This window comes from Oscillibacter acetigenes (genome assembly GCF_025567605.1).
Classification (GTDB): Bacteria; Bacillota; Clostridia; order Oscillospirales; family Oscillospiraceae; genus Oscillibacter; species Oscillibacter welbionis.
In genome coordinates this window covers 163,658-185,545 of the sequence record NZ_JAOQKG010000008.1, presented here as the reverse complement: position 1 = coordinate 185,545, position 21,888 = coordinate 163,658, and the positions used below count along the sequence as shown (strand labels likewise).

General features: G+C 53.3%; 21 protein-coding genes and 2 pseudogenes. 14 read left to right on the top strand and 9 right to left on the bottom strand.

All coding sequences use genetic code 11. From position 1 onward, the window contains the following. Positions 1-130: 130 nt before the first annotated feature. Entirely contained in the window at positions 131-1,378 is a 1,248-nt protein-coding gene (locus OCV80_RS15940; protein ID WP_158629816.1) for a PucR family transcriptional regulator, read from the bottom strand. Between the two features lie 193 nt (positions 1,379-1,571). On the opposite strand from OCV80_RS15940, the gene OCV80_RS15935 reads away from it, so the two are divergent. The 6 genes from OCV80_RS15935 to OCV80_RS15910 are packed head-to-tail and all read left to right on the top strand — an operon-like array spanning position 1,572 to position 7,138. After that, positions 1,572-2,918: an acyclic terpene utilization AtuA family protein gene (locus OCV80_RS15935; RefSeq protein WP_119310749.1), complete on the top strand. Its 1,347-nt coding sequence runs from the start codon at positions 1,572-1,574 to the stop codon at positions 2,916-2,918. A gap of 1 nt (position 2,919) precedes the next feature. Beyond that, entirely contained in the window at positions 2,920-3,228 is a 309-nt protein-coding gene (locus tag OCV80_RS15930; protein WP_119310750.1) for an AtuA-related protein, read from the top strand. A 14-nt stretch (positions 3,229-3,242) separates the two neighbouring features. After that, positions 3,243-4,016: an N-acyl homoserine lactonase family protein gene (locus OCV80_RS15925; protein ID WP_119310751.1), complete on the top strand. Its 774-nt coding sequence runs from the start codon at positions 3,243-3,245 to the stop codon at positions 4,014-4,016. A gap of 13 nt (positions 4,017-4,029) precedes the next feature. Continuing rightward, entirely contained in the window at positions 4,030-4,830 is an 801-nt protein-coding gene (locus tag OCV80_RS15920) for an N-acyl homoserine lactonase family protein (RefSeq protein ID WP_119310752.1), read from the top strand. Continuing rightward, a complete protein-coding gene (locus tag OCV80_RS15915) occupies positions 4,827-6,125 on the top strand; it encodes a GntP family permease (RefSeq protein ID WP_119310753.1) in 1,299 nt (432 codons plus the stop codon). Before OCV80_RS15920 ends, OCV80_RS15915 begins: the two co-directional genes overlap by 4 nt. Positions 6,126-6,181: 56 nt before the next feature. Continuing rightward, complete coding sequence (locus OCV80_RS15910; protein ID WP_158629817.1) at positions 6,182-7,138, top strand: 3-hydroxyacyl-CoA dehydrogenase family protein; 957 nt, start codon at positions 6,182-6,184, stop codon at positions 7,136-7,138. 294 nt (positions 7,139-7,432) lie between these two features. Here OCV80_RS15910 and OCV80_RS15905 read toward each other — a convergent pair whose 3' ends face one another. The 8 genes and pseudogenes from OCV80_RS15905 to OCV80_RS15870 all read right to left on the bottom strand — a co-directional run bounded on the left by OCV80_RS15905 (position 7,433) and on the right by OCV80_RS15870 (position 12,458). After that, the gene (locus OCV80_RS15905) at positions 7,433-7,654 is read right to left on the bottom strand and encodes a hypothetical protein (protein ID WP_119310755.1); all 222 of its coding nucleotides are present in this window, start codon (positions 7,652-7,654) and stop codon (positions 7,433-7,435) included. Then, positions 7,654-8,832, bottom strand: a complete 1,179-nt coding sequence (locus tag OCV80_RS15900) for a tyrosine-type recombinase/integrase (RefSeq protein WP_119310756.1) — start codon at positions 8,830-8,832, stop codon at positions 7,654-7,656. The genes OCV80_RS15905 and OCV80_RS15900 overlap by 1 nt, the downstream gene beginning before the upstream one ends. A 128-nt stretch (positions 8,833-8,960) precedes the next feature. After that, positions 8,961-9,884, bottom strand: coding sequence for a tyrosine-type recombinase/integrase (locus OCV80_RS15895; RefSeq protein ID WP_136891615.1), 924 nt, complete (start codon positions 9,882-9,884; stop codon positions 8,961-8,963). 117 nt (positions 9,885-10,001) lie between these two features. Beyond that, on the bottom strand, positions 10,002-10,871 hold the full coding sequence (locus OCV80_RS15890; RefSeq protein ID WP_119310758.1) for a relaxase/mobilization nuclease domain-containing protein: 870 nt from the start codon (positions 10,869-10,871) through the stop codon (positions 10,002-10,004). Position 10,872: 1 nt separating this feature from the next. Next, positions 10,873-11,133: pseudogene (locus tag OCV80_RS15885) on the bottom strand (plasmid mobilization protein); the annotation flags it as partial. A 618-nt stretch (positions 11,134-11,751) separates the two neighbouring features. After that, positions 11,752-12,111, bottom strand: a complete 360-nt coding sequence (locus OCV80_RS15880) for an AAA family ATPase (RefSeq protein ID WP_025543725.1) — start codon at positions 12,109-12,111, stop codon at positions 11,752-11,754. A 9-nt stretch (positions 12,112-12,120) separates the two neighbouring features. Further along, on the bottom strand, positions 12,121-12,258 hold the full coding sequence (locus OCV80_RS15875; RefSeq protein WP_207754054.1) for a hypothetical protein: 138 nt from the start codon (positions 12,256-12,258) through the stop codon (positions 12,121-12,123). 53 nt (positions 12,259-12,311) lie between these two features. Continuing rightward, entirely contained in the window at positions 12,312-12,458 is a 147-nt protein-coding gene (locus OCV80_RS15870) for a hypothetical protein (protein ID WP_158629819.1), read from the bottom strand. Between the two features lie 195 nt (positions 12,459-12,653). Between OCV80_RS15870 and OCV80_RS15865 the strand changes: the two genes are divergently transcribed. The 8 genes and pseudogenes from OCV80_RS15865 to OCV80_RS15835 all read left to right on the top strand — a co-directional run bounded on the left by OCV80_RS15865 (position 12,654) and on the right by OCV80_RS15835 (position 21,881). Beyond that, on the top strand, positions 12,654-13,079 hold the full coding sequence (locus OCV80_RS15865) for a hypothetical protein (protein WP_136891616.1): 426 nt from the start codon (positions 12,654-12,656) through the stop codon (positions 13,077-13,079). A gap of 268 nt (positions 13,080-13,347) precedes the next feature. Then, positions 13,348-13,773 (top strand): annotated as a pseudogene (locus OCV80_RS16665) (DUF6076 domain-containing protein). Positions 13,774-15,641: 1,868 nt separating this feature from the next. Beyond that, complete coding sequence (locus tag OCV80_RS15860; protein WP_158629821.1) at positions 15,642-16,319, top strand: helix-turn-helix transcriptional regulator; 678 nt, start codon at positions 15,642-15,644, stop codon at positions 16,317-16,319. A 258-nt stretch (positions 16,320-16,577) separates the two neighbouring features. After that, entirely contained in the window at positions 16,578-17,624 is a 1,047-nt protein-coding gene (locus OCV80_RS15855) for a sugar ABC transporter substrate-binding protein (protein WP_025543719.1), read from the top strand. Between the two features lie 97 nt (positions 17,625-17,721). Then, positions 17,722-18,183: a RidA family protein gene (locus OCV80_RS15850; RefSeq protein WP_025543718.1), complete on the top strand. Its 462-nt coding sequence runs from the start codon at positions 17,722-17,724 to the stop codon at positions 18,181-18,183. Positions 18,184-18,186: 3 nt separating this feature from the next. Beyond that, positions 18,187-19,161, top strand: coding sequence for a threonine ammonia-lyase (locus OCV80_RS15845; protein ID WP_025543716.1), 975 nt, complete (start codon positions 18,187-18,189; stop codon positions 19,159-19,161). Between the two features lie 15 nt (positions 19,162-19,176). Beyond that, complete coding sequence (locus OCV80_RS15840) at positions 19,177-20,370, top strand: Zn-dependent hydrolase (protein WP_267288549.1); 1,194 nt, start codon at positions 19,177-19,179, stop codon at positions 20,368-20,370. A gap of 5 nt (positions 20,371-20,375) precedes the next feature. Further along, positions 20,376-21,881: a sugar ABC transporter ATP-binding protein gene (locus tag OCV80_RS15835; protein WP_025543714.1), complete on the top strand. Its 1,506-nt coding sequence runs from the start codon at positions 20,376-20,378 to the stop codon at positions 21,879-21,881. Positions 21,882-21,888 lie beyond the last annotated feature (7 nt).

Sequence of the window (21,888 nt, the reverse complement as noted above, 5' to 3'; positions counted from 1 at the left end):
TCTTGCTTTTAACGCTTATCAGTATTTTGACAGAGAATTGGCTTTTTGACCAGTTCCAGCGTTCAACGGAATTTGCGGAGAACGCTGTCGCAAGATCGTCCCAATATATGGAGTAATAGACAAGATGTTGTTAAATGGTATCAAAATAATCCGTGGATCCGGGTTGCCCATCAGAGGTCAGCAAAAGCAGGCAACCAAAAAAATTCTGAAAATTATGGTAAGGAGAATCAAACACACCGCCGAACCTTTCACGCATTTTTTCAATCCGGTACACGACTGTATTTCGATGTACATGCAGTTCCTGGGCCGTCAAAGCCAAGCTCTGTCCGTTTTTCAGATAGATAAACAATGTTTTTACATAGTCGGACTGATTGTCTATATCGTATGCCATCAGATTACGCAAAAAAGCACTGACATAGTCCGTCCGCTGTTCTGCGGGGATCGAGGCAGCAAGCCGCCAAAGCCTGTAGTCATCATATTGGGCGATCCTGGCATCACTCCCGGAGATCCTGGCCATTTTTTCTGCCATGGCAGCCTGATTAAAGTAACGCCGGATCTCATACAGGTCTGAGAATGTATCACTGATACCGGCGCACAGATCATGCTCTGACAGGTATCCCTCCAACTGCTGCAATCCGTCCTGCGGAATTTGCCTGCTTTTTCCGCACTCCACCAGTAAGACCACATATTCTCGGAAAAACAGGGACCACGCCTTTGGAAAGATCGTTCCCAAACGTGCCTTGAAATGCCGCTCTCCGGAGACTCGAGAAGAAAACGCGTGCATATTGATACCGATCAGGGAATAAGGACCGGCCTGCTCGAAAACTGTTCCCAAAATTCTCTGGAGAAAAAGCGCACGATTGGCAAAGCCTTCATTCAGTATGCTGGATAGCAGCATTTCTGCGGAGTCATGCTGGTGGCTAAGCCTGATTGCCTGTTCGATGGTAAGCTCCTTTACCAAAACGCCTGCCACGAGATCGTAGATCTCCCCAGGGACCGCATCAAAAGCGGTATGGTATTCCAGCACGGAAAGATACCCGATGGTCAGAGAGTTGGAGATCAGAGGACATATTCGCCTCCGATGGGGCCCCCAGTCATCAAAGATTTGAAAGGGCAGCGGAGTTCCCCGCATACTCTCCACCCCATGGAGCATAGCCGCATATTCAAAAAGACAGTATCCTCGCTTCTTTCCGGCAGTCCACACCTCATCCTGAACATCAGTGGTATCAGAATATGATACCGTGTAGTAGTTCTTGTCAAACACTGCAATGGGATTTTTCAGCACCTCCGCTGCCCGATCTACCAGCAGATCCATATTGTTGTAATGAAATGAAAAGCTCAGAAATTCTTGGATCGTCTCATAGTCAATTTTGCACATTTTGCACAGTTTCACCTTTCCTCTGTAGAATGGGTTTATTCTATGAGTACAAATCCAGCCATCAAATTGATACCATTGTAACATTGAGTCCCTTTTTTCGCAATGCTAAATTATTTACAGAGGATACTAATTTGAGAGGTCCTAACAAAACCAGCCATCAAAAAATGACATTAAGAGGGAGGGATTTTTTCAAATGCGGACAATTCGCATCGGTTCTGGCGCAGGCTTCAGCAATGATCGGGTAGAACCCGGAATTGAATTGCTTGAGAAGGGACAGCTGGACTATTTCTGCTTGGAGTGTCTGGCAGAACGGACCATAGCCATTGCACAAAAGGAGAAAAATCTAGACCCCAACATTGGTTACAATCCTTATCTCGCATATCGTATGAAGAAGATCCTGCCTATCGCCGCGGAAAAACATGTGAAAGTCATTACCAACATGGGTGGCGCAAATGTTCAGAAAGCTGTTGAAAAAACCGCAGAGATTGCCAGAAGTGCAGGAATCTCCGGCCTAAAAATTGTAGGTGTGCTGGGAGATGACATTTTTGACCGTTTGGACCGGTACGCGGACTACCCCATTTTTGAAACTGGTGAGCGGCTTGGCGATTTGAAGAACAAAGTGGCCGCCAACGCCTATCTGGGCTGCGCCGGCATCGTGCAGGCTCTTAAGGACGGTGCAGATATCGTCATCACAGGCCGCTGCTCCGATCCCGCGCTGTTTCTCGGGCCGCTGGTATACGAGTTCAACTGGCCCATGGATAACTATGATCTGATGGGCAAGGGGACTGTTGTGGGACATCTTCTGGAGTGCTCCGGACAGGTCAGCGGCGGTAACTTCTGCGTGCCCGGATATAAGGATGTAGAAGATCTGTGGCATCTGGGGTTTCCCTATGCGGATGTCAGTGAGGACGGCACCATCGAGATCTCCAAGTTGGAGGGGACCGGCGGACGCGTAGACGTGCAGACCTGCTCAGAGCAACTGATTTACGAGATCCACGATCCCTCCAGCTACTATACGCCAGACTGTGTGGCGGACTTCTCCCAAGTCGCCTTTGAACAGGTCGGAAAGGACCGTGTTCGGGTAACAGGCGCTACCGGCCGCCCCCGGACCGACACGCTGAAAGTCAGTGTGGGATACAAAGACGGGTACATCGGGAGCTGCGGACTGAGCTTCGGAGGCCCCAAGTGTTTTGAACGGATGGTACTGGCTGTTCAGACCATGGAGAAGATCATTGAGACCTACTACCATCCTGCAGAGCACCGGGTGGATATTATCGGCTACAACTCCCTGTATCCCCGGGACCTGTCGGAGGGGTTCCCCGGCGGAGCCGAGCCGCTGGAGCTGCGGATGCGGGTTGCCGTACGCGATGCCGAAAAAGAGATGCTCACCATGATCTTCAATGAGGTGGATGCCTTTACTATTGACGGCCCCGCCAACTGCGGCGGTATGGAACGCCATATCACGGAGCTGGTCGCGGTGTTGTCTGTCCTGGTGCCTCGTGAAGATATCGAGATCTCTTATGTGGAGGAGGTTTTGTAAGATGAAGCTGCTGGAAATCGCACACTCCCGAACCGGCGATAAAGGCGATATCTCCAATATTTCTGTCATCGCCTACGATATGAAGGATTACGAGTTCATCAAAGAAAAAGTCACGGTTGAGCTGGTAGCCAAGGTATTTGCCGGATACTGCCGCGGGACAGTCACCCGGTATGAGCTACCCAAGATCGGCGCGCTGAATTTCGTCCTGACCAAAACCCTGGGTGGCGGTGTGACCCGCAGCCTGCGGCTGGATACCCACGGGAAGTGCCTTTGCTCCTATTTGCTGGATGTGGAACTGGATAACGTGTGAATGGAGGGCCAGCTATGAACAAACCAACCTATACCATCAAACCGCTGTACCTGGGCGAGATGACCAGGTATGAAAAATCCATGCACACATTCACCTTTGACTATGGTGTCAAGATGCACTCTCCCTATCTGGCCTTTTTGGTACAGGGTGATGGGAAGAACATTCTGGTGGACACCGGCCCCAAAAATCTGGAGGTCATTAAAAGATATCACAGCCATGTGGAGGCAGACGTGCCCCCAGAGGTTCACCTGCTCAAGGTCTTGGAAAAGCACGGACTGAAACCGGAAGATATTGACTTCATCATCTGCACGCATCTGCATTGGGACCACTGCCAGAACAATGACTGCTTCCCCAGCAAAAAAGTCTATACCCAGAAGCGGGAAGTCCTGTATGCCATCAATCCTGTGGAACTACACTGGTATACCTACGAGTCTCCGCAGTGCGGATTGACACCTGTCTGGGCTTCTGCCGGCACGAAGCTGGTTGTCCTGGACGGCGATGAAGAGATTATTCCCGGCATCGAAGTGTTCTTGACTCCCGGACACACTCCCGGTTCTCAGTGCGTACGTGTCAACACAGAGGATGGCTATTATCTCATTGCCGGCGACACAGTCAATATTTATGAAAACTGGGAAGGCAATGCCAAATACCACCATGTGCCTGCAGGTATCCATGTAGACCTGAGAGAGTATGAAGAGACCTTCAAAAAGATGGATAAGATCGATTTCAAGGTCATCCTTCCAGGTCATGATATGAAGGTGCTGGAGCACAGCGTATATCCCTACTGAGGAGGAGAACCATATGCTTACAACCTACAAGATTTTTCCCATATATCTGGGGGAAATTCCAGTACATGATAAGTCCAGCTTTACTTATATGGTGGATCCCGGCGTCAAAATGACTTGTCCATTCATCTCCTTTTTGCTTCTGGGCAGCAACGGTAGAAAAATCCTGGTGGACACCGGCCCCTGCGATGCCGAATGGGGTGCCAAGTATCATATGCCCCTAAATATTCCGGACGGGTGTGAGATCGTGGAGGTTCTGAGGAGAGACTTTGACCTTGCGCCGGGGGATTTGGACTATATCATCAACACCCATCTCCACTGGGACCACAGCTGCGGCAACCACAAGTTTCCTGGCAAAAAGATCTATGTACAGGCATCGGAATTGGAATATGCACTGGATCCACTGCCCATCCACCGTGCCACCTACGAATCTCCGCAATACGGTGTGGTGTCTAGCTGGATGCGAGCTAGGGATCAGCTGGTCACCGTGGACGGAGATACTGAGATTGATGACGGCATCCGCCTGATTTTGCTACCCGGTCATTCTGACGGTATCCAGGGTGTACTGGTCTCCACGGAGAACGGCCCGTATCTGCTGGCAGGCGACTGCATCAACCTGTATCAGAACTGGGAGGGCAACGGAAAGCTCCGGCACATCATCGGCGGGCTGCATTCCGATGTAAAAGCATATTTCAAGACCTATGAGAAAATAGAGGCGCTGGAACAGACAGAACATATCAAGATCATCCCTGGTCACGATGTACACGTACTGGATCACAAAGTCTATCCTGTATCCGTCGAGGAGGGTTCTGAATGAATATCCTGTTTTTATTATTGGCCATTGCACTGTTCATTGCGCTGGTTCTGAAAAATGTTCCCATCGTCATCGCCACGATCCTGTCCTCTATCTTTCTCTTGCTGACACAGCAGATGGACTTGTATGATGGAATTACCGCCACATACATGACAGGCTTTGGAGACTACGTAAGAGATTTCTTCCTATTATTTATGCTGGGTGCACTCTTTGGAAAGCTGGTGGAGATCAGCGGCGCGGCCAACAGCATCTCTACATTTATCTTCCGAGCCTTTGGAGATCGCTTTGCAATCATCGGCCTGATCATCATGGGCATTATCTTAACATTGGGCGGGGTCAACCTGTTTGTGGCCATGTTTACCATGTACCCCCTGGCCATGGCTATGTTCCGCAGGGCAGACATCCCCCGCAAGTTCTTTGCTGCCGCTTATTTTGTGGGCTGTGTCGGTGCGACGATGACCGCGCCCTTCACACCGTCTATCCAGAACGCGACACCCACTGTCTATCTTGGCACCACAGTGGCCGCCGCCGCTGTTCCGGGCATGATCTCTACTGTGTTGAAGCTGGTGTTTTGCACTGCTTATGTGATGTGGGTCGTCAAACGGGCCAAGAATCGCGGGGAACACTTTGAAGAGCTGGAGGGAGAGGCTCCCGCCACTGAGGTGGGTAAGGAAAGCTCTGGCCCCTCCGTGCTGGCATCTGTGCTGCCCATGCTGGTGATCCTGCTGGTGCTGAATGTGGCCAAGCAGCCCATTGTCACCTCCTTGCTGGCTGGTATTGTGGCAGCATTTGTGTTCTACTTCAAGCATATGCCCCACAGCCTGAAGGAGATCAGCGCCGAGGTGCAGGACAGTGTGTTCTCTGGGCTGAAGACGATTTCCATTACTGCCGCCGCAGCGGGCTACGGTGCTGTGGTCGCCGCGACACCGGCTTTCCAGGAAATTACAGACTTTGTCCTCAATCTGGACGGCAATCCCCTGCTGATCGCCGGCATTGCCACCATGCTGATGGCGGGAGTTATGAACTCCTCCTCCGGCAGTATGGCCATTGTCTGTCCCATCCTGGGTGAGAGGTTCCTGGCCATGGGTGTCAACGCCGAGGCGCTGCACCGGGTGATCGTGGTTGCATCCAGCACTCTGGATTCCACTCCGCAAAGCGGCTTTGTGTGCAATATCCTCAACCACAGCCACACCACTCATCGACAGGGCTACTGGCACGTCTGCGTGGTGTCCGTCATTGCGCCTATTGTTGAAACATTGCTGCTGATCCCTCTATGTGCAATGTTCGGCCTGGCATAACAAAAAATTGCGGCCTGGAATATCCAGGCCGCAACACATATCACAAGAGGTACAATATGATAAGAAAAGAAATCATTGGTGTTTACGGAACGGGTACCATTGGCTCCGGTCAGGCTACCTTGACTACAGGTAATGGGTATGCAGTTGTGGTAGTTGGACACTCCGCCAGAGGAATCAGCCGCTGCAAACGCGCAATTGAGCATAACTGGGATGATCTTATTGCCGAGGGTCTAGCGTCCGAAGAAAATAAGGCGGCAGCAATGAATCTGCTGATCTTTTCCGATGAATTGGAGGCGCTGAAGGACTGCACCTTTATTCTGGAAGCGGTATCGGAAGACCCGGATGTCAAGCGGGAGGTCTATGCTAAGATTGCCTCCATCTGCAGGCCGGATACTATTTTTGCATCGTGTACGTCTTCCATGGACGCGGACCAACTCGCAGCTGATATTCCCAATCCCGACCGCTTTCTGATTGCCCACCCATTTCAGCCGGTTCATCTGCAGCCGCTGGTGGAATTGGTGGGATGCAAGGCAACGAGCCCCTCTACGCTGCGGCGGGCCAAGGCGTTGATGGACTCTCTGCACCGGCAGACAATAATCCTCAACCACAGCGTTCCCGGGTTCATAGTCAATCGGCTGGCTCAGGCTCTGTATAGGGAATGCATTGACCTCATTGAGCGGGGAGTTGCGGAACCAGCCGATATCGACAGAGCTGTACGTTACGCCGTGGGTATGCGGTATGCATCCATTGGCCTGCTGGAATATTTCGATGCCGTCGGATATGAATTGGAGGCAGCCATCGCCGGAAATATCTATCCCACATTGTGCAATGCGAGATCTGTGCAGCAACTTGTGGCAGATGGAATTGCTTTCGGAAAAACTGGGCAAAAAGCCCGACAGGGTCTGTACATCTGGTCGGAGTCTGATCTGGAAGATTTTCGTGATCGCCTGCAACGCCCGTTTTTCACCCAGGTAAGAGAATGGGAGCTCCCAACTGGCACTTCTGACCAGTAAATCGTACAGTGTCATACGAAGACCACTATCCGGAAAACACCCGGAGTCATTGTGTTGCAACGGCTCTGGGTATTTTTGGAAATTTGGCAATTTTCCTAAAAAATGGCCAAAACCCACAAAATACCTAGGGCCCAACGACTTCCTGCTTGATCGCTTGATAACCCCATCTCTGTAGGCTATTGACCCAAATTTGGCTAAGCGTACCAAAACCGCCGAAAGCAATTTGCTTTCGGCGGTTTTTACGTTATAGAAGTTTCATATTTTGCGGTAGGGCGTTGGTACTTCTACAGCCCTCTATTCCGCCGGAGGAAACCTCCACGGCTCCGCCACATACTGGTACAGAACCGCACCGCAGTTCCGGCAGATCACATACTTCAGCCGGTTGCCCAGGAGTCCGTTCCGCCGGAAGGTCACGATGGCCTCATTTTGCTGCCAGCCGATCCCCAGGTCATACGATCCGCACCAGGCGCAATGGTTGACGGGAATCTGCGGCTGTTTTTCCTCTCTGTAGATCATTATATCTCCAACCCCTCCTGCAGCACCTGACTGGCTGCCTTTTTGTTCTTATCGAAAGCGTGTGTATAGATGTCCAGCGTGGTGGACGGCTGACTGTGGCCCAGCAGGCCCGCTACGGTGGCCACGTCGGCCCCGCCGGCGATCAGCAGACTGGCGTTGGTGTGGCGCAGGGAGTGGACATTCAGGGCAGAGGGCAGACCATGCTTCTTCAGAATCAGCTTGAACCGCCAGGTGAAAGTGGAGGGCGTCATGGGGAGCCGCTCTCCATGGCGGCGGAAGATGTAGTCTGAAGTCTCCAATTCCCTCCCATCATACGTCTCCGTTTCCCAGGCACACTCCCGCTGGAACTCTTTCAGCAGGGACTCCATCTCCAGTGAGAAGTACACGTATCGGTCCCCGGCCACAGTCTTTGTTTCCTTGACGATAATGTCCTCGCCGGTGACCTTTACCACATTCCGCTGGATGTGGATGGACCGCTCGTGCCAGTTGATGTCACCCCACTGCAGGCCACAGCACTCGCCACGACGCATCCCGGTTGCGATGATGAGTTTGAAGTAGGTCTCGTACTTGAGACTCTCTTCCTCCAGGGCGGAGATGATCCTTTGCAGGGTTTCCAGATCTGCGATCTTCTTTTCCGTTTTCCTCCCCGCATAGCGGTATGTCCGCCAGGCGGGGTTGTGATTCAGAAAGCCGCCCTCCATGGCATCGGAGAGGATCGTACACAGCGTTGCGTGTACGCCCTCCACGGTATGCTCGGAGAGCGGCCTTCCAGTTTCAAGGCTGATGACCTTTCGCAGATCCGCATAGAAGTTACGGAAGTGCTCGGGGCGGAGTTCTGCCAACTTGTAGTGCCCCAGAATCGGCAGGAAGCGGTCAATGTCCTGCCGGTCACGGGCCAGGGTGGACTTGGCCAACTTGCCGGGGGCGATCTCCCGGAGCCACAGCTCCGTGTACTTCGCCAGTGTGATGCTCCGATCCACTTCCTCCTGGGGAAGTGACCTGCACTCCCGCTCGAACAGGACCGCCTGCTCCTTCAACCATTTTTCCCGCTGTTTTGGGGTCAGACCCTCCGGTGGATGAACGGTTTTCTGCTTGGGCCTGATGCGATTGCCCTCGTAGTCATAGCCCATAGAGACCACCAGCAGGTAGCTGCTGCCCCGTTTTCGGATACTTGCCATGTTGTGTTGACCTCTCTTTCGCTGGCCTCACTCCAGTTGAGGCCGGTTTTGCAAACACAACATACCGCAAGTGGGGAAGTAAAGCTATTGAAACTTCCTGGAAAGAACATTTTCTACGAAAGCAACAATCAGGCGCTGCGGGATTTGGCGGGACACGCGGCGGCCAGATTGAACAGGACTTCGCCCTCCGGGCGGAGCATGGCGCGCATGGCCCCGGCGGCCTGCTCTTTCTGCTCCTGCTGCGGATGGCAGTAGGTGCGCTCCAGAAAGCCCGTGTCCGCGTGCCCTACCAGATCCGCCACTGTCTGCTTGTCCACGCCGGAGTGGAGCAGGGAGGTCACATAGTAATGGCGAAGCGTGTGCAGGTGATATTCCTTTGGAAATCCAATGGACTCATAGATTTTCCGCAGCCGTTTGGTGAAGGTATCCGGGTGAATGAGCTGCCCGAGGGCATCCGTGAAGAGATAGGGACCAAGTTCCCGATGCGCCAGCCGGGCTTCCAGCTGTTTCCGCCGGCGGTAGCTCAAAAAGATTCCTCGGATATCAGATGAGAGAACGATCTCACGGTTGCGGCCGTTCTTAGTAGAGCCTTCCACGACACCTTTTCCAGGGACAACGCTGCGGGAGCGGCTGATGGTCAGGAGCAGACCGCCTCTGCTGAACTTGAAATCCTCCCACTTGAGGGCGCACAGCTCCCCCCGGCGGCAGCCGGTACACATGGAGAGCAGATAGAACATCCGGTAGTGCCGAGGCTCCTTTGCCAGAGCATCCAGCAGTTTCTGAATCTCCACGGGGGAGGGAATGTACTGTGTAGTGCGGCGTGTTAGAGGCAGATCGATCATCCGGGCCGGGTTCTTCTGGATGATCTCATTCCGCTTGGCGTCGCTAAGGACAGCGGAGACCACAGTCAGGTATTTCTGCACCGTGGCCTCCCCAATGGGCTTGCCACGGTATTTCCGCTTCCGCAGTTCTACCAGCATATTCTCCAGAGCAATCGGCCGTAGCCGGTTCAACTGGATGGCCCCGATAAAGGGATACACCCTTCCAAGCATCCGCCGATAGCTCTCCAACGTGCTGGGGGCATACCGGACCTGCCGGGCTAGCCACCGTTCGGCGTACTCCTGAAAGGGCAGATTCCCGTCCTCGCTGTAACCAGATTTGAACTGCCGTTACAGTTCTTCCGCCTCGTGAGCCACATACTGCCGGATATCGCGCTTGGGAATGCTCTCCGGCACCCGGATAGTCTTGGCCCTGCAGATGTAGATAATCTTCTCTCGGATTCGGAACTCACGTTCCATGATCTCTTTCGTGTATTTCAATTCGTGGAGCCGGTCGTCCCGGCACTTCATGCCCTGGGGTGTGGTGTAGGTAATGGACTTCCGAGTGGCCGACCATCGAACTTGATACCCCTCGCTCTCCATCAGGGAGATGAAGTCTTCCCTGGTAGATGCGAACCGCATACATTGGTCGATGGCATTCATGAGTCGGAATTTCCAGCTCTCGCCCTTGGCGGCAGAGCGATACTCCCGGGTGTCCATCCACTTCTGCTGGACCTGCTTCTGCGGAGGTGGAAGGATCGACAGATGGTGGGCGGCGCAGATCTCATCGTTGGCCAGCCGATGGGCCTGCAGGTCGGCGGCACTCTGGTGGAGCTTGCGGCCGTTCTGGAAGCTGACACTGTTTACGATCAGGTGGCTGTACAGAATGTCGGTGTCGATGTGAGTCGCCACCAGCACCTCGAAGTCTGGAAACTTCCGCTGGGCCAACTCCAAGCCAATAGCATGTGCCTCCTGGGGCGTCAGGCCATCCGTTGCCGCAAAGAATTGGACGAAGTGGTAGTACTGCCAGCCATCTGTTTTAACGAACCGCTCCTTGGTGAGCTGTATCTCCTGCCACGCCGTCGGGGCAGTACAGTTCCAGCCTGACACCAGCCGATGTCCTTCCCACAGCGTTTTTTCGTCCTGTCGGATGTACTGAAGCACTCCGGCGAGCGCGCCCCGGCCACCGCCCCGGTTCTTGATGGTGGTGAAGGTAGCCATCTCAGTTCACCTCCCGCAGCAGATGGCAGAGCTGCCCACAGATCGCTTCGTACTTGTCCGCTAAGGCGTCGCCGCGCAGAATCGTGACCTTGCCCATGTTGGCCAGGGTGGTGAGCTGGTTCAGGTTCCGCCCCTGAGCCTTCAGCTCGGAGAGCACCTTGTCCAGCCCCTCCACCTGCACGATCTCCTTACCCAGGCCGCAGAGGCACAGGCAATCGGTGACGGTTTTGTTTACGCTTTTCGCACGCGCCTGGATGACGGCCTTTGTCCGGGGGCGTCACTCGGAGCGTGATGATTTCCGTTTTCTTTTCTCTCGGCATTCGTACTCCTTTCAAACTTTCGCCCCAACCAAACGAAAGTCCAGCGAAGCGGGTTTCGTTTGGAGAGGAGACACAGCGGAATGAATGCGCCCTGCCGCTCGCGGCGGGGCAAATGATATGGAGCTTGTGTCGACGAAGGGGCTGGGGGCGGGGCAGGGCCCCGAAACTGCGGCCGGTGTATAGCCCCGGACGCGATGCTTGCCCTCCCATATGGGAGGTTTTTCCCTGCCGGAGCTGTGAACACCACACCCAGCAAATTATTCATATGGGTCGATGGTGACGATCTTTTCGGTAGCGAGATCATCGACACCATCGACACTTTTCAGGCAGATGAGTCTGCCTCTGCTCCACCTGCGAAATGACACGACGATGCCACTGTTCCTTAGAGCCCCAATGTTTTTCCAAATTTGATGGGAGAGGCTGTTGCGTGTTAGCCCTTCGAGGTCGGCAGGATCAATCTTTTCCAGCAGCGCCTTGGCAGAGACACAGATCTCCGATTGTTCCCATAGCAAGGCGGAGAGAAGAAAGACAATCCGACTATTGGACGGTTCCGCTTCCGCTCAGTTGTCCCTGAGCAGATTCCAGATGTGACTTTTACCATCGAACTCCAGGAATAGCTCCCGGTAGATGATGTCCCGGCCGGTACAGTAGAGGGTGGCGGCGTTCTCTCCCCGCCTGCGCTTGCGGAGCACGAAGTTGGAGCCTGTGGCGCCACTCAAGCCTGTGATGCCGGAGATCATGTCCATAGGGTCGTCATCATTCAGCTTCCGCAGGTGATGGATCAACAAGACGGCAATGTAGTGCCGGTCTGCCAGATCTTTGAGGACACCGATGTCCTGGTAGTAGGGATTTGTTTTGTTCCCAGCCGCGCGAATGCGCTGGAGGGTATCGATGACTACCAGACCAATAGCCGGATGCACTTTGAGAAACTACGCGATCTGTTCCACCAGTCCGCTGTGGAGCTGCTCCGCCATCATGGCGAAGTGCAGCGACGGAGGCGTGAGATCAAAGAGCAAGCTCTGGATACGCTGGAAGCTGTCTTCCAGGTAGAGGTAGAGACTTCGCACGGGTATATAGCGAAGCTCCAGAGCGATTTGCCCTGTGCGGCACAGAGACATATCTACAGGGCCAGCCGGGACTTGCCGATCTTCGGTGCTCCTGCCAGCAGGTGGAGCCCCTGGGGCAGCAGGTCTCCTCCACGACGAACCAGAGGGGCATGGGGAATGATCTGCTGGGTATCTGCATTAATGGTATTCAATTTTTTCATCCGAAAATCTCCCTTTCCCCAAAATAAAGGCGCGGATCGACGGCCATCGATCCACGCCCTCTACACCAGAGAAAATGTCTTGAGTCTGAACAACCCTGGGAATATCCCCCTGGGAGAATTGATAGCAGAGGCACTGAACATCTCTCCGGAGGAGTACCATGAGCTGCAGCAGATGCTGGATAGGGCAATGACAGCATGGACCGCTATGAGGAAGATCACTGGATACGGGATTGGTTCGATGCCAACGAGGAGATGATCCTGCTCCATGACGCCCTGTGCTGCCGCCAGATATTTCGACTGATCCAAGAGAAGGATGAGATCCTATCAGAAGCGAGAACATTCCCGGAGCAGAATTCTCTTTTCCCAGAAGAAGATCTGGAACTCGGAGAACGGGACAGAGAGGGCCTGGCCGCAATCGGAGCATATAAAGACTACTTGGAGTACCCAGAGGACTATGGTGGGGAAGATCACATCGTCTATCAATTTGGCGATGAGTATTATACTTCGTCTGTTCCTCGAACGCCGATACCGCCGGAGTCACCGGAAAAGACGAGGGCGCTGTTGGTTGCCTATGGGCAGCTGAACGTGAAGTGGGCCGCCTATAAAAAATATTATATATAACTACAAAAGACTCCTGGAAGACATCGCGTCGGTCTGTCAGACACTTCGGGCGTTCGTTCGTATGGGATTCTCGTCGCTGGAAAAGCTGACGCCCAATAACTATGTGGCATCACTGCATGAATTTTTGTTTCATGAGCGAGCCCATAAGTGGGTTACAAATCCCGCGGAAGGGACCGGATTTTACACCTACATGGATGACGTGCGGATTCATCTTCGCCTCCAGGAAACGGCTCCTGGCTCCGGCGCATTCAAAGTCTACGAGTACTAGTTGGCAGACCTCCTCCAGACCATGATGAAGCTGGATTTCTATAAGGCACTGGAGGCCGGGCACCTAATCCGCAGGTGTGAGAACGGTGGACGGTATTTTCTGCTGTAAAAAGGTTACCACATCAGATATTGCGACCTGCCCAACTCCACCAACCCCAAGTACACCTGCGCCCAGCTGGGCTACCGGATCAGAGGCGTCAAGGAGGAGGCGGAGGACAGTTCGCTGTCCCAGGATCTTTACCACTGCTATCAGCGGATCGACAAGGGTTGGTCCCGAGGTGCCATTACAGCGGAGGAGCGAAAGCTGCTGCGAGAGAAAGCACAAGAGATTTACCGCGTAGCAAGAACAAAACCGAGTATGTTCTATGAGGCATTTAACACATCTCTGTCTAATAAGAAACTGTATCCGCTCTGTGCCGTTCAGTGAAAAAGCAGATCCAGAGGAAGAAAAAGAACGTTGATCTTTCATCTTGGAAGGAAGTGGGCGGTGGCCTGTGACAAACGAGGAACTGTATCAGAAATGTCGGATCGGTGACTCCACCGCCTTTGAATAGCTCCACAGACAGATGGAAAACTTCATCCGAAGAATTGCTCTGGATGCGGCTAGGCATTTTGAATGTACAGACACTGCAGCGACATTGCTGATAGAAGCTCTATGTGCCGAAGGAAACCTGGAGTTGTGGGATTGGATTCAGGTCGGCAGCCATGATGAGCATGCGGGAAATTAACCACCTATCTCAACCCCTTTTGCGGGGAAGAATGTACTGCTATCTGAAGACTAATTTGGGCGTCATAGCTTTGAGCAAGGATGAGATGGAACGTGTACGACTACCCCAGAAACTCTGCCATGCGGAGGGAAAGGCCATCGGCGAGATCGCGACACTGTTATATATCTCCGGGATGTCAGCCGCAAGACTGGTCGGATACCATATCCATTTCCTATCTGTATTTGATTTGTAGAGGGAAGGCGAGGAGGGTGATCCATTTGAGTAACTAGAGGAGCATGAGCAAGGAACGTCTGTGGAGCAGATCGTCTACCAAAAGGTGCACCTGGAACTGCTGGAGCTACTGCTCTGCTTGCTAAGCGTCAAAAACCGCTCTATTCTGGGCCACACCTTCGGGGGTATACGGCTATGAACAGCTATCTGCTGATGAAAACTGGGCCTGCAGGAGATGCTCTCCTCCGATAACATGACAAAGGCGAGAAAGACAGTCTTGGGGCACCTGCGCCAACGCTGTCCCGGAAGTGATCTCCACCGCTGGCGCAGGGCCTTCCGGCTGATGAGGAATGCGAGGGCAGGAGATTCCACTGCCTGTCTATCCTATCCGGTGTGGTGGGGGAAATAATCCATCCGTGAAGATGATTCGGAAACCTTCTTGCCGACTCCCACAGCCGTCCGCATCGGTCTTGGGATTGAAGTTACTGTTGCCGTCGTAGACACACAGGTAGGGATACTGACAATAAGGGAGAGGTGGAGCCACGCGGCTCCGCATCCTTTTATATTTAGCTTTTTTTGTTAAGCACCATCTGATTTTGTTGTAGATCGGCCATCCGGAGAAGCAGGGCATGACGTTCCATGGGCTGGCCATCTGGATGAACTACAACGGCCCCAGTGGAGTGGAAAGGGCATTCAAGCGTGTTATCCCAAAACTGAAACAACACGTCCACGGCGGAGTGTGGCCGGACATCCAGAGACCTCTCCAGAAGGCACAGCAGGAGTTCTGTTACTGCACGCCACAAGAGACATGGATCAAATAACAGTGGAATCTCGATATAAGAGTCAAGGTCTAGTTGTTTTGCACGGAAGTCAATCCTAGAGACTGCCTTGGTACATTTGTGGAAAAACTTTGAGCCGAGCAGGCATTGGCAGAGAGACGTTGGCGCCATTGGTATTGTGTATTATATAGGACGGTTGCGCTCTGCTCCATGTAATTTGTCCGGTGTTTTATGGCTGTGGGACAGGTGCTTCATCATCTTCAGGCGATCCTATTTTTTTGCGGGGGTGTAAACAAGAACTCTACATGGTTATCAGAATAGGCAGCATAGGTGTGGTCCTGCTTGGGGAGCCCTTGCAGCATTGTCATTTATTGTAAACAATGGATTGTAAAATTTGTGCGTTGATGTTAAAATATAACTAACACATTGGTGAGAACAATACACTTTTTGTTCAAATATGCAGCGGCTGGCGATATTTCTTTGCGGTCAGTAGATGAATCAAGTGTTTTGCTGTGGAGCACCAAAGTGAAACTACAGGCCAATTTGGCATGGGATTATCAGAAAGGAGAGAAAACGGAATGGAGTCCATGAATGAGGAGAAAGAACTGTTGGAACACGTGATGAAGCTGATGGCAGAGCATTTCGGGAAAAATTGCGAGATCGTGCTTCATGATTTTATGGCGCCTGACAACCATACAATCATCGGAATTGAAAATGGGGAGGTAACGGGCCGGGAGATTGGCGGATGCGTTACGAATCTGGGCTTGGAGATCCTCAACGGAAAACCGGCGGAGGATGCATTCAATTATGCCACCTATGCTGAAAATGGGCATCTTCTGCGGTCTTCCTCCATCTATTTTCACAACAGCGCTGGACAGCCCATCGGTTCCCTGTGCATCAACACGGATATTACGGATACCACGTATTTTGAAAAGATGCTGCGGGAATACAACAATACCCACGACTATGAAAACAGGGAAGATGCTTCTCCGAAGGAGGTCTTCATGCCGGACGTCCATGAGCTGCTGAATCGCCTGATCGACCAGTGCATCCAAAAATATGGAAAGCCTCCGAAGCTCCTGACCAAAGAGGAAAAAATTCAGTTTATCGCGGATCTGGATATGAAGGGGGCCTTTGTGATCACGAAGGCCAGCGATCGCGTCTACTCGCTGCTTGGGATTTCCCGATACACATTCTATACATATCTGGAGCAGGGGAGGAAAATGCGTGGGGAAAGCCGGACTCCTGTAGAATAAAATGTTTGTCTAAAAGACACATTTTTTGTCTTGACATAGAACGGATTATTGTGTTAAAATACAATCAAACTTAAAACGCAGAAATAAGAACAACGGTAGAGACGAATCCGATCATGTTTTCCTCTCAAAATTGAGAGTTTATTTCTGCGAATTTTTTTACCCTTTGACAAAACAGAATGTCTGTATAAAAAACATAAAGTATGTCTGCTATCAGAGGCCAACTTCTGAAGCATATAAAAACTGACAGGGGGAAAAACGATGAAAAAATGGTTTGCTCTCGCTCTTGCGGCAATGATGATGCTCGCAACACTGACTGGATGCGGCGGTACCGAAAGCGGAGGCACCCAGCAGACCCAGGAAACAGACCAGGGTCAAAGCTCCTCTGAGACCGACACCGTAGTTTACCCGGAGATTCCTGCGAAGACCGGCAGTCTGACCATTGGTATTTCGACAAACGCGCTCTCCAATATCCACAACCGGCATATGTTTGAGGGACTGAGAGAAGAGGCGGAGGGGCGCGGCCATACTGTCGTCACGGCAAACGCCAATGGTGACCCCACGCAACAGGCCAACGACATTGAAAATCTGGTGCAGGCCGGATGCGATGTCATCGTCGTTCAGAACGCGGACAACTTCTCTCTGAAGAATGCGGTTCAGGAGGCCAGAATGGCAGGCATCCGCGTGATCTGCGAAGACACCGGCTGGATTGACGGCATCGACGCCATGTTCCTGCTGAACAGCATTGCTGTCCAGGCAGACATTAACATGATCCTGGCGGCTGAGGTGGGCTTCAGCGGCAAGATCATCACAACGGGGCATCAGGACAACTTTGCTTTGAGGGCTGGCTCCTACATCCATGACGCATTTGTAGAAGAATATGGATTTGATGTTGTAGCTCATGTACAGACAACCTTCCCTGGTACGACCGAAGTGACTTATAACGGCGTAGACTCTGCGCTGACAGCCAACCCCGATGTGGTTGCGATCTTCACATCTCAGGATCTGGAGGCCATGGGTGCGATCCAGGCTTTGAAGGAGCACGATCTCTATCCTCAGGTAAAGTGCATAGGCGTTGACGGCGAGGTAGACATCCTCAATGATATCAAGGCCGACGGCTCCTGCATTGCCACGGTGGTGTCCGATCTGGACAGCGCCAATGTCAATGTCGTAGATGCCTGTGAGGCGTTGATGGCCGGCGAGGATGTGGCGAAGTACCACGAAATCCCGTACGCCGTCGTCACAAAAGAAAATGTGGATGAGTTCCTGGAGAAGGCTACTGCTGAGGCTGAGAAGTACGCGGAATAAGGCTGATATAGAGAACATTGGGCCGCCCTGCGCTCCGGAATGGGGCGGCCCGATGCCATCTATGAAATATTTTTAGAAAATGAAGGGGAACTGACCAATGAGCGTGTATGAGAATTTGAAAGAACATGGGATCGAGCTGCCCAAGCAGCTGGCTGCGGCCGGACTCTATAAGCCTGTGAATCAGGCCGGGAATCTGGTGTTCATCTCCGGCCAGGGCAGCATGGTGGATGATACGAAGATCACCGGCCGTGTGGGCGCTGACCTGAGCGTGGAAGAGGGCGCCGCAGCTGCGCGGATCTGCGCGATCAACACACTGGCCGCGCTGGAGGCCTATCTGGGGGATCTGAACAGGGTGAAGCGGTGCGTGAAAATCCTGGGTTTCGTGGCCAGCACAGATGATTTCCATGAGCAGGCGCAGGTCATCAACAGCGCGTCTCAGGTCTTTATAGACGCCTTTGGAGAAGAGGGGCGGCACGCCAGATCCGCCATCGGCTCCAACGCCCTGCCGCTGGGCTTGGCCGTGGAAGTGGAATCCATCTTTGAGATCGAGGAGGCCTGAACAATGCTGGGAAGGGATGTTAGCCCTGTAGAGATCGCGGACATTTTCGCGGCAGAACAGAGACTCCGGAAAGTCTTTCCGCCCTCTCCGCTGCTGAACATGGAATTCCTGAACCAGCAGCTGGGTGCGCAAGTCTGGTTGAAAGCGGAGAACCTTCTGCCGTCGGGGGCCTATAAATACCGCGGCGCCATGAACAAGATCACTTCTCTGATCGAGCGGTACGGCAAGGAGCTTCGGATCGTCACAGCTTCCTCCGGAAATCATGGCATGGCTTGCGCACTGGCCGCCCGGAATCTGGGGGTCCAAGCAAATGTCGTGGTTCCCGTGTCCACGCCCCAGATCAAAAAGGACAGCATCCGCGCACTGGGGGCCAATTTGGTGGAAGTCGGCGCGACATATGACGAGTCCTTCGTCTCTGCCTGTGAACTGGCAGAAAAAGAGCATCTGTACTACGTGCACCCCACCTCTGACCGGTATACTGTGGGCGGCCAGGGGACCATTTCCCTGGAGATTCTGGACCAGTGCCCCCAAGTAGAGCAGATCGTGGTGCCCATCGGGGGCGGCGGCCTCATCACGGGGATCGCTCTGACCATGAAGACGCTGAAGCCCTCCGTCAAGATCTATGGTGTGATGCCGGCAGGGTCGGCTGTCTATGTGGAATCCCGTCGGCAGGGCCAGCTGGTGACGCTGGATCACTGTTCCTCTATGGCGGATGCAGTTGTACGGAAAACCGGCGAGGAATACCTGTATCCTTACATTGAAAAATATGTGGATGACATCTTTACAGTCACGGAGGACAGCATCCGGCAGGCGGTCAGAACAGCGTGCTTGTATGGAAAGCTGACGCTGGAGGGCTCCGGTGCCCTGGCCTTGGCGGCGTTGCTGGAGAAAAAGTGTCCGCTCAGTCCCGGAACGGTTCTGATCTGCTCCGGTGGAAATATCGACAAAGCTGTTTTGGACCTGTGTATGCAGGCTTGAGAGGAAATGATGGCTATGATGACCGTGAATGGCCAGCGGCTCCAAGCACATCTTGAGGCCCTGGCGGATATTGCCCGAACCCCGGACGGGATTTGCCGACTCTCCTATTCTGACAGCTTTTGGAAGTCCAACGCCTATGTGGCGCAGCTGATGCGGGAGGCTGGCATGAGCGTCACCACCAATCCAGTTGGAAATGTGGTGGGCACTTATCCTGGCAGGTCTCCGACAAAGATTACCATAGGCTCTCACATCGATTCTGTAGTAAATGGCGGGATCTTTGACGGCTGCCTGGGCGTTCTCGCGGGGATCGAAGCGGTCCACACCTTATCTGAAAAGGGGATCGTCCCCGAACACAGCATCGACGTGGTGTCCTTTGCCGAGGAGGAGGGCATTGTGATCACCGGACTGATCGGCAGCCGTGCTTACTGTGGGTTGCCACCCACAGAGCCGGTGCTAGAGAAGATGGGGGAGTTCGGATTTACCCTTCAGGACTTGGCAGAGGCGAAATACACGGGAGACATCGATTACTCCCTTGAGCTGCATATTGAGCAGGGCGGTGTGCTGGAGTCCCAGAAGAAGGATATCGGCGTGGTCCGCTCGATCATTGCCCTCCGGCGCTATATCGTGGAGTTTGCGGGCGTGGCCAATCACGCCGGCACGACGCCCATGACGCTGCGGAATGACGCGTTGGTCAAGGCGGCCAGGTTCATCATGCGGGTCCGCCAGGTGGTCATGGAGACCGACCCCCACATGGTGGGTACGGTAGGGCATCTGGAGGTGCAGCCCAACGCCATGAACGTGGTTCCGGGCCGTGTGGCTTTGACGCTGGAGCTACGGGGACTGCGGGAGGATCTGCTGGAGTCCGTTTATCAGATGCTGATGGAGGAGTTCCGGAAGGACATCGTCTCCTGCCGGCTGACGATGGAACAGCCCTGCTTCCATATGTCGGAAACCGTGCAGCAGAGCGTCCGGAACGCGGCCCAGAAGCTGGGACTTGCGGCGATGACTATGGACAGCGGAGCCGGTCACGACAGCATGAGCCTCTCGCAGGTGACGAGGGTCGGCATGATTTTTGTCCCAAGCGTCAAGGGAATCAGCCACAGCAAAGAGGAGTTCACGACGTGGGACGATGTGACCAATGGAAATGGAGCAAATGTCCTCTTGCACGCCCTGTGTGACATCGATCGCCTTGAAACACCCGGGAGGTGAATTTTTTGAGCGAGAAAAACGACTATATCATTGAGATGCACGGCATCCAGAAGAGCTTTGGCGGCGTCAAGGCGCTGCGTAACATTGATCTGCAGGTGAAGCGCGGAAGCTGCCACGCCCTTCTGGGCGAGAACGGCGCTGGCAAATCGACCTTGATGAAGGTCCTGACCGGTATCATTGCAAAAGACAGCGGAAAGATCCTGCTCAATGGGGAGGAGGTCCAGATCCAGAGCCTCCGCCATGCAGAGGAGCTGGGCATCGCCATCGTTCCGCAGGAGCTGTCCTTTATCAGCTATTTTACGGTGGCGGAAAACATCTTCTATGGCGAAGAGCCTACACGTCCTCTGCCTCTGCTGATCGACTGGAAAAAGCTGTATACCGCCTGTGATGAGAAGCTCAAAGAGCTGAAAATCGATCTGCCCAGCAAAATGCAGGCCGGAAAGCTGAATGTCTCCGATCAACAGATGATGGTCATCGCTCGCGTACTGGCAAAGAATGCCAACATCATTATCATGGATGAACCGACGGCGCGCCTTGGTCATGGAGAAGTGACGAAGCTGCTGAAATATATTCAATATCTGAAAACCTGCGGGAAGACCATTATTTACATCTCCCATCGTCTGGAGGAAATTTTCGAGATCTGCGATACCATCACAGTCCTGCGCGACGGCGAGACGATTCAGACCGCTCCCACCTCCCAGATGGACAGCGACAAGCTGATCAACCTGATGGTCAACCGGCAGATCAAAGTCAACACCACCCGGACCCGGAAGAGCAGCATCGGCGAGACCGTCCTCTCTGTAAAGGGACTTTCGAAAAAGGGTGTGCTGCGGGACGTCTCGTTTGAAGTCCACAAGGGTGAGATTTTGGGGATGTTCGGCCTGGTGGGCGCCGGTCGGACAGAAGCGGTCCGCGCCATGCTGGGGGTTGACCGGTATGACACGGCGGAAATCCGGTTGGACAGTAAGCCCGTCGTATTCAAAAACATCGGACAGGCCCTAGCCGCTGGCGTCGCGCTTGTGCCGGAGGAGCGGCGGAAGCAGGGGATCCTTCCCAACACGCCGATTTACAAGAATGTGTCCATCTGCAATCTGAAGGCGCTGTCGCGTCTGGGCCTGATCGACAAGAAGAAGGAACTGGAATACGCCAAGCACTGCACGGAGATACTGGGCGTCGCCTGCTCCTCCGTATTCCAGAATGTGGGAAATCTCAGTGGCGGTAATCAGCAGAAGGTAGTCATTTCCAAGTATATTGACCGCAATATCCGCGTGCTGATCCTCGACGAACCCACCCGCGGCATTGATGTCGGTGCGAAAGATCAGATTTATGAAATCATTGAGGGCCTGGCACAGCAGGGAATGGCAGTGATCGTGATCTCTTCTGAGATACCGGAGTTGCAGCTGATGTGCGACCGCATCTGCGTCATGAGCCAGGGGAAAGTGACGACCGTGATCGATCGTTCTGAATTTGCGGATTCCGATAATATTCTGCGGAATGCAATCGGAATATGAGGATAGG

Bases quoted from the DNA above. Each gene is read 5' to 3' on its own strand.
- OCV80_RS15940 (WP_158629816.1), bottom strand. From the start codon at position 1,378: ATGTGCAAAATTGACTATGAGACGATCCAAGAATTTCTGAGCTTTTCA.
- OCV80_RS15935 (WP_119310749.1), top strand. From the start codon at position 1,572: ATGCGGACAATTCGCATCGGTTCTGGCGCAGGCTTCAGCAATGATCGG.
- OCV80_RS15930 (WP_119310750.1), top strand. From the start codon at position 2,920: ATGAAGCTGCTGGAAATCGCACACTCCCGAACCGGCGATAAAGGCGAT.
- OCV80_RS15925 (WP_119310751.1), top strand. From the start codon at position 3,243: ATGAACAAACCAACCTATACCATCAAACCGCTGTACCTGGGCGAGATG.
- OCV80_RS15920 (WP_119310752.1), top strand. From the start codon at position 4,030: ATGCTTACAACCTACAAGATTTTTCCCATATATCTGGGGGAAATTCCA.
- OCV80_RS15915 (WP_119310753.1), top strand. From the start codon at position 4,827: ATGAATATCCTGTTTTTATTATTGGCCATTGCACTGTTCATTGCGCTG.
- OCV80_RS15910 (WP_158629817.1), top strand. From the start codon at position 6,182: ATGATAAGAAAAGAAATCATTGGTGTTTACGGAACGGGTACCATTGGC.
- OCV80_RS15905 (WP_119310755.1), bottom strand. From the start codon at position 7,654: ATGATCTACAGAGAGGAAAAACAGCCGCAGATTCCCGTCAACCATTGC.
- OCV80_RS15900 (WP_119310756.1), bottom strand. From the start codon at position 8,832: ATGGCAAGTATCCGAAAACGGGGCAGCAGCTACCTGCTGGTGGTCTCT.
- OCV80_RS15895 (WP_136891615.1), bottom strand. From the start codon at position 9,884: ATGCTTGGAAGGGTGTATCCCTTTATCGGGGCCATCCAGTTGAACCGG.
- OCV80_RS15890 (WP_119310758.1), bottom strand. From the start codon at position 10,871: ATGGCTACCTTCACCACCATCAAGAACCGGGGCGGTGGCCGGGGCGCG.
- OCV80_RS15870 (WP_158629819.1), bottom strand. From the start codon at position 12,458: ATGAAAAAATTGAATACCATTAATGCAGATACCCAGCAGATCATTCCC.
- OCV80_RS15865 (WP_136891616.1), top strand. From the start codon at position 12,654: ATGGACCGCTATGAGGAAGATCACTGGATACGGGATTGGTTCGATGCC.
- OCV80_RS15860 (WP_158629821.1), top strand. From the start codon at position 15,642: ATGGAGTCCATGAATGAGGAGAAAGAACTGTTGGAACACGTGATGAAG.
- OCV80_RS15855 (WP_025543719.1), top strand. From the start codon at position 16,578: ATGAAAAAATGGTTTGCTCTCGCTCTTGCGGCAATGATGATGCTCGCA.
- OCV80_RS15850 (WP_025543718.1), top strand. From the start codon at position 17,722: ATGAGCGTGTATGAGAATTTGAAAGAACATGGGATCGAGCTGCCCAAG.
- OCV80_RS15845 (WP_025543716.1), top strand. From the start codon at position 18,187: ATGCTGGGAAGGGATGTTAGCCCTGTAGAGATCGCGGACATTTTCGCG.
- OCV80_RS15840 (WP_267288549.1), top strand. From the start codon at position 19,177: ATGATGACCGTGAATGGCCAGCGGCTCCAAGCACATCTTGAGGCCCTG.